Genomic DNA, 12,029 nt, shown 5'->3' with positions numbered 1-12,029 from the left:
TTTTGACTCACTGATTTGACATGCCCTTCACCGGCTCTTTGTCGAAGCTTGACAATCCGGCGACAGAACGTGGTCCTCACCGAGGAACCACCGATGAACGTAACTGACCTCAGACAATCCCGAAAGGCGATTTCAACCCCCGCGAGCGACAAGCCGAAGGACTACCTTCCGCAGGCGTTTATACTTCTGGGCTTCGTTTCCCTCATTTTTGCGGCAGTGCCGGAAGTGGACCTGATGGTAAGTCGATTTTTCTGGACCCCGGGGTCAGGCTTTGAGTGGAACAACAGCAACGCCCTCATCGGATTTCGTGACACCAACCGGTTTCTGCCGTGGATCGTGATCGGGATGGCCGCGGCATTGCTCATCCCAAACCCGTTTCTGAGGCATCTGAAGCAGCCTCCCGCACCCCACAAGCTGGTGTTCGTCCTGACATTTTTCGCGGCCGGTCCGGGGCTCGCGGTTCACCTCATCAAGATGCTCGTCGGCAGGGCACGCCCGAGAATTCTCGAGGAATTCGGCGGGCACGCGTTCTTCACGCCTCCGTGGGAACTGACCAACCAGTGCGCAAGGAATTGTTCCTTCATCTCGGGAGAATCGGCAAGTGCCTTTGCGCTCCTCACGCTCGTCGTCTTCGTCAGGCCAAGGTATGCCGGTGTATATCTCGTCGCGATCGGAGTTCTCGCGGCAGCATTTTCGTTCACCAGGGTCATCCACGGGGCACACTTCCTTTCGGATGTGATGATCGCATGGAATGTGATGCTGGTTCTGGCGCTCGTCCTGTGGCGAATATTCTCGCGCAACGCACCCCAGATCGACGCAATGTTCGCCACCAGATAATCTTGGTCCGGAAGTGGGCGGCTTTCGCCCGGCCGGGAACTGATCACCAGGTCGCCTTCACATGCGGCGGCGCGGTCATGAACGCGATCCTCAGGGAGGCCCGGGCAGATGACCCTTTTCGTAGCATCAGGTCGCCTGGGCGCCGCCCGCGTCGCTCGAAAAGGCGAATTGAAGCGCTTCGTCGAGATCGATCGGCTTCGTGTCGCCGAGCCGCTCGATATCGCCCGTCACGATATCGTAGGCGCCGAGCCAGGGGCCAGCCTGGGGTGCGCCTCGAAGGCAGGTCTGGTCTAGAAAGCCGCTGTTGCTGCTCTTGCTGTCCCACGTGACGCCCATTAACGATTGCATCTCTGTGGGGGATGCCATCCGATGTCCATTAAGGATCAGAGGCGGAACAAGGTAACGCTGCTCGATGTTGCGAGACATGCCGATGTTTCGCGGGCAACGGCATCCCTTGTCGTTCGCAAGAGTCCGCTTGTCGGTGCGGAGACGCGACAGCGGGTCGAAGCCGCGATGCGTGAACTCGGCTATGTCTACAACATGGGCGCAGCCAGGTTGCGCGCGGACCGCAGCCATACGGTGGGTATCGTCGTCCCGAACCTCACCAACCCTTTCTTCGCCGAACTGCTCGGCGGCATGGAGGCCTCGCTGGATGCGGCGGGGCTGGTGATGATCATCGCCAATAGCGGGGACACCCCGTCGCGGCAGGCCACAGTCGTGCAGCGGTTGCGCGAGCATGGGGTCGACGGAATCATCCTGTGTCCTGCGGCCGGTACCGCCGGGGATCTGGCAGACCAGGTCATGGAGTGGAAGCTGCCACTGGTGCAGGCGCTGCGCCATGTAACGAACGAACTCGATTACGCGGGGGCGAACTATGCGGCGGGCATGGAGCAGGCCGTCGAGTACCTCGTCTCGCTGGGACATCGCGTCATCTGCTTCGCAGTCCACGGCCCCGTCCACTCGGCCTATCATGAACGCATCCAGGGCTTCCGCGACGCAATGACGCGATTTGGATTGGCGCCTGACCTCGTTACGCGAGTTCCGAACCGTCTCGACGAAATCGCCCGCGGGGCCGATATGCTCTTTGAGCGGATGGCCGGACCGACCGCCGTGATCTGCTTCAACGATCTCGTTGCGCATGGACTGGCAGCCGGTTGCCACGACCGCGGCCTGCGGATCGGACACGACATCTCATTGATTGGCTTCGACGACGTGGCGGATGCCGAAGCAATGAGACCGCGTCTCACGTCCGTTTCGACAGCGCCCAGCGAGATCGGGCGAAATGCCGCCGCACTGCTCCTTGATCGCATGGCGACGCCGTCGCTGCCGCCGCGTCGGCTGATAAACCCGGCGCGCCTCCATGTCCGGAATTCCTGCGGTCACCTGCCGGTTTCGTGATCTTGCGTGCACCATTTTGATGGTTGACTAGGCATCTGCTGAAATTTAGATCGATCTAACAGCGCGCCAAGGACCGCGCTTGCCTCGGGAGTTCTTCGTGTACGATTTCACCTTCGCGCCGGTGCTTGCTTCGTTCGACCAGTTGATGGTCGGCGCTTGGTTGACGGTCCGCCTGTCCTGCGCCGCCATGCTGCTGGGCCTGGTCGTCTCGATCGTCTGCGCCTGGGGAAAGACATCGGGTCCCTTCCCGGTCCGCTTCCTCATCAACGCCTATATCGAGATCATCCGAAACACTCCGTTCCTGGTGCAGATCTTCTTCATCTTCTTCGGCTTGCCCTCGCTCGGCCTCCGCCTGTCGCCAAACGAGGCGGCCTTGCTGGCGCTGGTCGTAAACTTCGGCGCCTATGGCACGGAGATCATTCGCGCAGGCATTGAATCCATCCACAAGGGGCAGGTCGAGGCAGGAACGGCGCTCGGTCTCTCCAAGCTGCAGATCTTCCGCTACATCATCATGAAGCCTGCGCTGAGGACGGTCTATCCGTCGCTTACCAGCCAGTTCATCTACCTGATGCTGACCTCGAGCGTCGTGTCCGTGATCTCCGCGGACGACCTCGCCGCCGCGGGCAACGACCTGCAGTCCTCCACCTTCGCAAGCTTCGAGGTCTATATCGTCATCACGCTGATGTACCTCGCCCTGTCGATCGGCTTCTCGGCGATCTTTGCCGCGATCGAACGGATGGCCTTCAAGTACCCGCTGAGCCGATAGGAGCGCCACGATGATCAGACCCTTCGGCTGGAACGAATTCCTTATCATCGTCATGGCGGCGCAGTGGACCATTGCGCTTTCCGCCATCGCCTTCGCCGGAGGCGGCGTCGGCGGCCTGATGATCGCGCTCGCGCGCGTTTCCGATATCAAGCCCCTCCGGATCGCCGCGCTGGGCTTCATCCGCGTGTTCCAGGGTACGCCGTTGCTCATGCAGCTCTTCCTGGTCTTCTTTGGAATGAACATCATGGGGCTAGCCATCAATCCGTGGATTGCGGCGTCCATCGCGCTGACGCTCCATGCCAGCGCCTTCCTCGGCGAAATCTGGCGGGGATGCATCGAGGCGGTCCCGTCCGGACAGCGCGAAGCCGCGACGGCGCTTGGGCTCCGCTACTACAACCGCATGCGCTACATCATCCTGCCGCAGGCGGCACGCATCGCCGTGGCGCCCACGGTCGGCTTCCTGGTTCAGCTCATCAAGGGCACGTCGCTTGCCGCCATCATCGGATTCACGGAGCTGACGCGGCAGGGCCAGATCATCAACAATGCCACTTTCAGTCCGTTTCTGGTCTTCGGAACCGTCGCGGCGATCTACTTCGTCCTGTGCTGGCCGCTTTCGCTCCTGGCGCAGAGGATGGAAGTGAAGTTTTCCCGGGCAACACAGCGTTGACGGGCCCAGCCGGCGGGGAGGCCGGCAGAGCAAGAAAGGGTAGGAAACAATGAAAATTTCAAGACGCGCAGCAATGGCAGTGATTGGCGCCGGCCTCGTCGCAGGCATGATCTCCGCTCCCTCGATGGCGCAGACCGTCGAGGGCATCAAGTCGAACGGCACGGTCAAGATCGGCATGCTCGTGGATTTCCCGCCATTCGGCATCATGAACGAGAGCAACCAGCCCGATGGCTATGACGCCGATGTGGCGAAGCTTCTCGCCAAGGAACTGGGCGTCGAGGCTGAAATCGTGCCCGTTACCGGCCCGAACCGCATTCCCTATCTGCAGAGCAGCCAGGTAGACCTGCTCGTGGCGTCGCTGGGCATCACCGAAGAACGCGCCAAGAGCGTCGATTTCTCCGAACCCTATGCCGGTATCTCGGTAGGTGTCTTCGGCGCCGAGGGCGTGGACGTTTCCAAGCCGGAAGATCTTTCCGGCAAGACCATCGCCGTTGCCCGCGCCAGCACGCAGGACACCGCCGTCACCAAGGTCGCCCCTCAGGACGCGACGATCCAGCGGTTTGACGATGACGCCAGCGCCGTGCAGGCCCTTCTTTCTGGTCAGGTGGATCTGATCGGCGTGTCCAACGTGGTTGCCGCCCAGATCGAAAAGGCCGCACCCGGCCGCTTCAACCAGAAGATCGAACTGAGCCAGCAGGTCCAGGGGATCGCCGTACGCAAGGGTTCGACGGAGCTTCTCGAAGCCGTCAACGCCTTCATCCAGAAGGTCAAGGCAGACGGCCAGCTCAATGCCATCCATGAAAAATGGCTCGGCTCGCCGCTGCCCAACTTCGTTGCTGAAGCAAACTAACTTAAAGAACAGGAGCTCCTCGCATGACTGAGGTGAACCCCAACACACCGAAAGCAGACCTGCGGGGAGCGTCCGGTCCGGCCGTGACCATGGAAGGCGTCAACAAGTGGTACGCCGAGTTCCATGCACTGAAGGACATCAATCTGTCCGTAAGCCGGGGAGAGCGCATCGTCATCTGCGGCCCCTCCGGCTCCGGCAAGTCGACCCTTATCCGCTGCATCAACCAGCTTGAAAGCATCCAGAAGGGCAGGATTGTCGTCGATGGCCACGACCTGACGGCCGGCGGAAAGAACGTCGATATCGTCAGGCAGGAGACCGGCATGGTCTTCCAGAGCTTCAATCTCTTTCCCCATATGACGGTGCTCGAGAACTGCATGCTGGCGCCCATGAAGGTGCGCGGCATCGCCAAGGCGCAGGCCGAGGCGACGGCGATGAAGTTCCTGGAGCGTGTGCGCATTCCCGAGCAGGCGCGCAAGTATCCTGCCCAGCTTTCCGGCGGCCAGCAGCAGCGCGTCGCGATCGCCCGCGCCCTCTGCATGAACCCGAAGATCATGCTTTTCGACGAGCCGACGTCCGCTCTCGATCCGGAAATGGTCAAGGAAGTGCTCGACACGATGATCGACCTCGCCAACGAAGGCATGACCATGCTCTGCGTGACGCACGAAATGGGATTTGCGCGCCAGGTGGCGGACCGGGTGATCTTCATGGATCGCGGCGAGATCGTCGAGGTCGGTCCGCCGGAGGAGTTCTTCGGCGCCCCGAAGCACGAGCGGACCCGCAACTTCCTCGGCCAGATTTCCTGAGCATAACCCGCCTCGAGACGGAGCATCCAAGATGAAACCGCAAATCCTGCTGGTCGAGCCGATGCTCGACGCGATCGAGGCTCGCCTTGACGAAGCCTATCTCGTCCATCGGCTTTACGACCCCGCCGCGCAGGCCGCGACCGAGGCCGCACGGCCAGACATTCGCGCAGTCGTGACCGGCGGGGGCAGCGGTCTCCCGAATGACGAGATCGACCGTCTGCCGGCGCTTGGCCTGATCGCGATCAACGGTGTCGGGACCGACAAGGTGGATCTCGTCAAGACGCGCGGGAAGAACATCGACGTCACCACGACGCCGGGCGTTCTGACCGACGACGTGGCCGACATCGGCATTGCGCTGATGCTTGCCGTCTTCCGTCATGTCGCGAAGGGCGACAGCTTCGTGCGCGAAGGTCGCTGGGCGAGGGGGGAAGGCTTCCCGCTGGGCACCAGCCCGAAAGGCAAGCGTCTCGGCATCCTGGGACTCGGACAGATCGGGCGCGCGCTTGGACGCCGTGCCGAAGCCTTCGGCATGTCCATCGGGTACTGGAACCGTTCACCGCAGGACGAAACCGGCTGGACCGCCTATTCCACGCCCGTCGAACTTGCTGCCGCCAGCGACGTCCTGGCGATCTGCATTGCCGCAAATGCGGCCACGCAGAGCATCGTCAACGGCGAAGTGCTTGCAGCACTTGGATCGAAGGGCATTGTCATCAATGTCGCGCGCGGAAGCGTCGTGGACGAGAATGCGCTTCTGGACGCCCTGACGAACGGCACCATTGCGGGGGCAGGCCTCGACGTCTTCGTCAGCGAGCCGCGCATCCGCGAGGAGTTCCTGACGGCGCACAACACCGTCCTGATGCCGCATCAGGGAAGCGCCACGCGCGAGACCCGGATCGCCATGGGCGAAATCGTCCTCGCCAATCTCGAGGCATTCTTCAACGGCGAAAAGCCGCCCACAACCGTCAACTGAATCGGATAGATCATGATCATTCGCCAGGCGCTGTTCGAAGGCCGGATTCACGAGGGCAAGGAGGACGCCTTCAAGGAATATGTGGCGGAAAAGCTGATGCCGATGTGGCTGGAGTTCCCGGGCGTTCGTGAAGTCCGGGTGCTTTACGCGGTCGAACGCGATGAGGGCGCTCCCGCCTTTCCGATGGTGCTGTCCACCATGTACGATAGCCGCGAAGCGCTGGCCGAAGCACTGGAATCGCCGGTCCGCTACGCGAGCCGCGACATGACCAAGGGCCTCCTCGCCATGTTCGACGGCGTCATCCATCACCATGTGTTCGAGCTGAAGCCGTAGTTCCTGCCGACGGAACGGCCTTGCCCGCGCGCAGGTTGGCCCTGCACGCGGACATATCGGGGGTGGTTCTCTTCTTCGTCAGTCCTGTGATTTGGCGAGCGGGAACGGCTCCGCTTCCCGGTATGACCCCGTCGCATCACCGGCGAAGACGTTCCGCTGCTCGGGGCCCAGATCCAGCTTCAGCACCTTTCCCGTTTCCTTGGAGAAGTCGATCTGGTTGAGATCGGTCCAGAACGTATTCGGGGAAAGCGCAGATTCGAAATAGTAGAGGCGGTTCTTGTGATCGTAGACGACGCGCCAGCGCGTAGACGAAATCTCCGGCTGCTCGGGCGTCGAGATCCCGAGCGGGACCGAGATGTTGCGGATGATCCCGTACACGCTCGCCAGGAGTTGGTCGGGCGGGCCATCGGGCGCGATCGCCTTCACGTAGAAAGCAGCGCGTGCAAAGCGATCGGAGGCGCGGCTGGTACCGGGCAACATGACGGTGCCTCCTATCTGGGTCCAGTAGGAAGCGAGAGCAAGCTGCTGTTCATAGGTCGGGGAATTGGTCAGCACCTGGAATTGTCGGCCGTGATGGATGACTTCCTTGCCATCGATATACTCGATGATCGCGCTGTCGCCGGTGGAATCGGACAGGGAAAGGTGCACGGTGAAGGGAAGCTGAACTCCTGGAATGTTGCTGGTAACCAGCGTGAAAGGCTTCTTCTCGAATTCCGCGACCGCTTCAGCGACGGTGGCGAAGTTGTCGAGGGCATATTGTGCCCAGGCCGATATCGCCAGCCCTGGAGGTCCAGCCTCAGCCACCTCGGGATACTGCGACTCCTCCAGCCAGAGTATATTGGCCATCAGGCCTTCTTCATTCACGCCGTCCGAGGTGAACGAGTTGAACACCGGCGCGACCAACGATCCGTATTTCGACGTCCATTTGATAGAGTTCGGGCCGACGCCGCCGTCGCGCTCCATGCCGGCGGGAAGGACATAAAGATTGGTATCGATGGGTTTTGCCCAGTCCATCGAACGGGCGGTGAAGATATTGCCGTCGTCGCCAAGGTAGACAAAGCGCGAGCACGCCGCTGCCGACGTGAGGCTCGTCTGAAACGCAGCCACGATCATCAGCATGGATATGGCGATTCGAATTGTCGTTGCCTGCCGCATAGCGATCCTCCTTTTGCAGCCGCCAGGTGGCGCGCAATCTTTCCATGGGTCGAAATCTGGAGCCTCTCGGAGCCTCTGACGTGTTCATCTGTCGAGAAACGACGTCGCGCGTGTGACCTGGAAGAGAGGCCGTCCGTCTGTGCATGCAACCAGGGCGAGGGCAGCGCTGACGTGCAGCGCTTCATTTCGCTTCGTTGAATTTCTGCGTGATGTCGCCCGCAAGCGAAGTGTCGTAGGCGTCCAGCGTCTTCCCGCTGCTGCCCGGCTCGAAGTCGATCTCTTCCAGATCAACCCAGTACACATTGGGAGAAGCGGCAGAATGGAAGATGTAGGTCTTGTTCGTGGAGTCCGACAAGGTGAACCATAGGGTCGGCCAGGCATCTTCGGCCTCGCTGCCGGACGTATCCACGGCGCCGCGGGGGACGGCCACGTTGCGCCCCAGTGCCTGAGCGTCGGCTATTGCCTGCTGCGCGCTGTCGGCAGGCGGCAAGGTCTTCAGATAGGTCGCGGCCCGAACGAACCGGCTTTCCGGATCGATGTCCCCTGGGAGGGCTTTCGTGCCGCCGAACAGCTTGTATTCCTTGAGGTTCTCAAGCTGCGTTTCCAGCGGCGGCTCGAACCACCCTCTGGCCATCGACGAACTCGATGACCGCCGAATCCCCTGAGGCATCGGAAATCGCGAGATGCAGAGGCCACTGCGTGCCGTTGAGGGCAACAGGAACGACCTGGACGGACTCCAGCCCTTCCAGGGCCTCGTTGACGGTACTGAAATTGTCGAGGACGTACTGAGCCCACATGAAATTGGACAGGCCCGGGCGGTCGTCGCGAGGCTCGTAGTCGGTGTCGCCGAGATAGAGCAGGTTGGCGACCAGTCCGTCTTCGTTCATCCCATCGGTTGTCGACGTGCCACGGGACGTGACCGCGACGCTTCCATGTTTGGAGGTCCACTCGAGAGGCTTGCCGTCCCCTGTGTCGGAAACTCGGCTCATCCCGCGTGGAAACACCGCAAGCTGGGCATGATCGGGGCGGTCGAGGTCCATCGTCCGGGCGACAACAGTCGCCTGACCGTTGGCGTTGGAGAGGATGCGGGAGCATGCCATCGCATCCACCGATACTGTCGCAACCGATAAGGCTGCAACCAGTCCTGTCGTGGCGAAGGAATTAAAGCGGGTCGACATGATCGCCTCTTTCATCTCCAAGAGGTTACAGTCCGGAAGTCCTGCCTGATGATGCTCCGATCGGACGATCCAGTCATTGCGTCTGATCAATACTAAACCTGTGACTGCCATCCCTGACACCGACGCTGCCCTGTCTGCGAGGGAAGGTGGCTGCGTCCTCGTCGCAATCCTCGGACGCTGCCGGCTCCTGCGCAGAAAGCGCGCCCCGCTGCTTTCGCACGGTGTCGCCGCGAAAATCCGGATGATTTTGATCTGCCTCAAAAAGCTTGCGTCGCCATCGCGATAGAGCGCCCTTGCCATGCCCATTCGCTACGCATTCAGTCTGCTCTTTGTCGTGCTTTCTCTTTTCGTTTCAGCCGTGTCGGTCGCGGCCGATTCACCCCCGGCGGGGTACCAGATACACTGCCTCAAGTATCGCTGTCCGTCCGGCGGCGCTCCCTGGGTCCGGCTTACACCTTCCCGCGATGCCGAACTTGGCTTCGTCAATCGCTCGGTCAACCGAACGATCCGATATGTTCCGGATGTCAAGGATGAGTGGCGGCTTGGCGTCACTACGGGAGATTGCGAGGAATATGCCCTGGCCAAGCAGCACGCGCTTATCGCGCGCGGTTGGCCGCCTGCAGCCCTGCGCCTGGCGGTCGTCCTGACCAGGGGCGGCGCAAGCCATACGGTTCTCGTCGTAAAGACGGATGCAGGAGATCTGGTCCTGGACAACCGTCGTTCGGTAATCCTGCCGCTTCAGAAGACCGGGTACAAGCTCGTCAAGATGGCTACCGAAAACCCGAGGATCTGGTGGTCCCCGAAAGACGCCGTCTCCGGGGCTGATCACGCCCCAGCCGCCTGGAGCTAGACGTGCCGGGTAATCGTTGAGGTCCCCGGCTGCCGCGAGAGAGTTCTTCCGGAATACTCTACTGGACGCGGGCGGATTTTTTTCCAGCAAGGCTAATGCACCCACGAAGAGGGTATGATTTTCAAGGATGAAGCCAAAGCGGCCATCGTCCTTGTGGGAATCTTGGCCTGCGTGTTATGAGTACATTATCAAGTACTCACAGAAAGGCGACGCCGATGCCCAGGATTTCGTTCGCCCTATTCGCCGGAGTTGGCGGATTTTTACTTTCGCTGGTCGCCACAAACGCCGTCGAGGCGGCAGACATGGTGGAAGAACCGCGTGACGCGCAGGTATCGGAAACCCGGCCGCTGACCGTCGAAGATATCCACGACCTTTACGGCAACCGCACCTGGCTTTGGGACGACGGCGCGGGATATTTCGATGGGGGCGGGCGGCGCCGCTTTACGGCCTTTAGCGGAAGTGGCGCGACTGGCAGCTACGCCGATGGCCGTTGGTACGCGAGGGATCCGGGAAGGGCTTGCTTTACCGCCAGGTGGTTCGCCTCGGACGGTAACGGCGTGGCGACAACCTGTTTCGAGCACAAGAGCGACGGTCAGACGATCTGGCAACGGCGGCTGCCGAACGGGCAGTGGTACGTATTCGGTCACGTTCCTCCGCGCCCCGGCGATGAAATGCTCAAGCTGGAACCGGGCGATCGCGTCGCCGCCGGTTACGAGCGGAACAAGCGCGCGCTTTCCCGGTAACCGGGCGTTCCAGATCCGTCGTCATACGGAGCGGCCGCGACCGGTCACCATCGGCGGCTGAGCTGACGGCGGCTTCAGCGGGAACGGCCGTTCAAAAAGCAGGCCTGCGCAGCACGCAACGCCCCATTCGGCCAAAGCCGCTTGGCAGGCACACATAGGCGGAACCCGTCATCTTTACCTTCTCCCGGATATGGGGCGTGTCGGGCTTGTTCTCCGCCCGGGATTGCGTCGGTCGCTTTGGCTCGTTTCCGGCAAGGCTTGGCGTGGCTGCCAGTGATATGCACGCTGCTGCAAGGATTGCGTTCATCAACATGGCGAGGCGTCGGGCGGGGCGGCCCGATGGGCTTGTATTCATTGTCTTGTCTCTGCTGTATGTCGGCCGTCGCGGGATGATCTGGAGGCCCGCCACCGACCTGTGCTCCATGTGAACTGATGACGACGCACCGTCAACCGGCCAATCGTCGCGCCTTCTTCTTCAGGTGCCAGCGCCACGCCGTCTCGACGATCTGCTCCATGCTGCTGTGAGCTGGTTTCCATCCTAGGACGGCATGGGCGCGCGAGTAATCTGCGACCAGCACGGCTGGATCGCCGGCGCGGCGTGCTCCAAGGCGATAGGGAACCTCGAGGCCCGTCACCGTCCGAACGGTCTCGATCACCTCCATGACGGACGATCCCCTGCCGGTACCGAGATTGAGCGGTTTCGACTGGTGGTCCGAGAACAGGCATTCCAGCGCCCTGACATGTGCATCGGCAAGGTCGGTGACGTGGATATAGTCCCGGATGCAGGTCCCGTCGGGAGTATCGTAGTCCGATCCGAACACCGTGACCTCGCCGCCGTCGCCGTCGGCCGCTGACAGGACCAGCGGGATGATGCGCGTCTCCGGGTCGTGGTCTTCGCCGATCTCGTTGTCCGGATCGGCGCCGGCAGCATTGAAATACCGCAATGCGATCCACTGCAGGCCATGCGCAACGCCGAAGTCCGACAGCATGTGTTCGACCATCAGCTTGGACATCCCGTACGGGTTGATCGGCCGCTGGGGGTCGGCTTCGGTGATCGGTACCTTGTCGGGAATTCCGTATGTGGCGCAACTGCTCGAAAAGATAACCCGCGTGATGCCCCGATCGATCATCGCCTCGAGAAGCACGATGCTGCCGCCGGTATTGTTCTGATAGTACTTGCCGGGATCTTCGACCGATTCACCCACATAGGCGAAGCCTGCGAAATGGATCGCCGCTTCAGGACGATAGCGCTCTATGATCGCATCGACACGGCGCCGGTCGCGTACGTCGCCGTGTTCGAAAGGCCCCCAGCGCACCGCTTCCCGGTGGCCGTTGACGAGATTGTCGTACGTGATCGGGCGGTAGCCGCGCGCGGCGAGCTCCTTGCAGACATGGGAACCAATGTAGCCGGCGCCACCGGTGACAAGAATGTTCTTCATCCTGGGGTCCGGCGTTCTCGGTGGGAGTGAGATTGGATTA

15 protein-coding genes are annotated in these 12,029 nt (G+C 61.5%); 10 read left to right on the top strand and 5 right to left on the bottom strand.

The annotated features are described in order from the left end of the window. Positions 1-69 precede the first annotated feature (69 nt). Positions 70-837 (top strand): phosphatase PAP2 family protein, encoded by a 768-nt coding sequence (locus ACWGPT_RS14235; RefSeq protein WP_452606271.1) that lies wholly within the window; start codon positions 70-72, stop codon positions 835-837. A gap of 126 nt (positions 838-963) precedes the next feature. Here ACWGPT_RS14235 and ACWGPT_RS14230 read toward each other — a convergent pair whose 3' ends face one another. Further along, on the bottom strand, positions 964-1,203 hold the full coding sequence (locus tag ACWGPT_RS14230; protein ID WP_452606270.1) for a hypothetical protein: 240 nt from the start codon (positions 1,201-1,203) through the stop codon (positions 964-966). A 3-nt stretch (positions 1,204-1,206) separates the two neighbouring features. Here ACWGPT_RS14230 and ACWGPT_RS14225 point away from each other — a divergent pair, with 3 nt between their 5' ends. The 7 genes from ACWGPT_RS14225 (at position 1,207) to ACWGPT_RS14195 (ending at position 6,624) form a co-directional block, all read left to right on the top strand. Further along, positions 1,207-2,235: a LacI family DNA-binding transcriptional regulator gene (locus tag ACWGPT_RS14225; protein ID WP_452606269.1), complete on the top strand. Its 1,029-nt coding sequence runs from the start codon at positions 1,207-1,209 to the stop codon at positions 2,233-2,235. A gap of 97 nt (positions 2,236-2,332) precedes the next feature. Then, on the top strand, positions 2,333-3,001 hold the full coding sequence (locus ACWGPT_RS14220; protein WP_452606268.1) for an amino acid ABC transporter permease: 669 nt from the start codon (positions 2,333-2,335) through the stop codon (positions 2,999-3,001). 10 nt (positions 3,002-3,011) lie between these two features. Then, positions 3,012-3,668, top strand: coding sequence for an amino acid ABC transporter permease (locus tag ACWGPT_RS14215; RefSeq protein ID WP_452606267.1), 657 nt, complete (start codon positions 3,012-3,014; stop codon positions 3,666-3,668). A gap of 49 nt (positions 3,669-3,717) precedes the next feature. Beyond that, a complete protein-coding gene (locus tag ACWGPT_RS14210; protein WP_452606266.1) occupies positions 3,718-4,518 on the top strand; it encodes a transporter substrate-binding domain-containing protein in 801 nt (266 codons plus the stop codon). Positions 4,519-4,541: 23 nt separating this feature from the next. Next, positions 4,542-5,321 (top strand): amino acid ABC transporter ATP-binding protein, encoded by a 780-nt coding sequence (locus ACWGPT_RS14205; protein ID WP_452606265.1) that lies wholly within the window; start codon positions 4,542-4,544, stop codon positions 5,319-5,321. 31 nt (positions 5,322-5,352) lie between these two features. Beyond that, complete coding sequence (locus ACWGPT_RS14200; protein WP_452606264.1) at positions 5,353-6,291, top strand: 2-hydroxyacid dehydrogenase; 939 nt, start codon at positions 5,353-5,355, stop codon at positions 6,289-6,291. A 12-nt stretch (positions 6,292-6,303) separates the two neighbouring features. Continuing rightward, complete coding sequence (locus ACWGPT_RS14195) at positions 6,304-6,624, top strand: hypothetical protein (RefSeq protein ID WP_452606263.1); 321 nt, start codon at positions 6,304-6,306, stop codon at positions 6,622-6,624. Between the two features lie 78 nt (positions 6,625-6,702). Here ACWGPT_RS14195 and ACWGPT_RS14190 read toward each other — a convergent pair whose 3' ends face one another. The 3 genes from ACWGPT_RS14190 to ACWGPT_RS14180 form a co-directional block, all read right to left on the bottom strand. Further along, positions 6,703-7,779, bottom strand: coding sequence for a linear amide C-N hydrolase (locus tag ACWGPT_RS14190; RefSeq protein WP_452606262.1), 1,077 nt, complete (start codon positions 7,777-7,779; stop codon positions 6,703-6,705). A 181-nt stretch (positions 7,780-7,960) separates the two neighbouring features. Then, on the bottom strand, positions 7,961-8,413 hold the full coding sequence (locus tag ACWGPT_RS14185) for a linear amide C-N hydrolase (protein ID WP_452606261.1): 453 nt from the start codon (positions 8,411-8,413) through the stop codon (positions 7,961-7,963). Next, complete coding sequence (locus ACWGPT_RS14180) at positions 8,370-8,957, bottom strand: linear amide C-N hydrolase (protein ID WP_452606260.1); 588 nt, start codon at positions 8,955-8,957, stop codon at positions 8,370-8,372. Before ACWGPT_RS14180 ends, ACWGPT_RS14185 begins: the two co-directional genes overlap by 44 nt. Before the next feature lie 298 nt (positions 8,958-9,255). On the opposite strand from ACWGPT_RS14180, the gene ACWGPT_RS14175 reads away from it, so the two are divergent. Together ACWGPT_RS14175 and ACWGPT_RS14170 are read left to right on the top strand one after the other, a co-directional pair. Continuing rightward, on the top strand, positions 9,256-9,807 hold the full coding sequence (locus ACWGPT_RS14175; RefSeq protein WP_452606259.1) for a transglutaminase-like cysteine peptidase: 552 nt from the start codon (positions 9,256-9,258) through the stop codon (positions 9,805-9,807). Between the two features lie 215 nt (positions 9,808-10,022). Next, positions 10,023-10,550 carry a DUF995 domain-containing protein gene (locus ACWGPT_RS14170; protein ID WP_452606258.1) on the top strand — a complete coding sequence of 176 codons (528 nt, stop codon included), beginning with the start codon at positions 10,023-10,025 and terminating at the stop codon, positions 10,548-10,550. A gap of 446 nt (positions 10,551-10,996) precedes the next feature. On the opposite strand, the gene galE is transcribed toward ACWGPT_RS14170, so the two are convergent. Then, positions 10,997-11,989, bottom strand: coding sequence for a UDP-glucose 4-epimerase GalE (galE, locus tag ACWGPT_RS14165; RefSeq protein ID WP_452606257.1), 993 nt, complete (start codon positions 11,987-11,989; stop codon positions 10,997-10,999). Positions 11,990-12,029: the final 40 nt, after the last annotated feature.

It is taken from the genome of Pseudorhizobium sp. NPDC055634, assembly GCF_053618655.1.
Note: the sequence above shows the minus strand (reverse complement) of the source record. Positions and strands in the feature narration are given on the sequence as shown.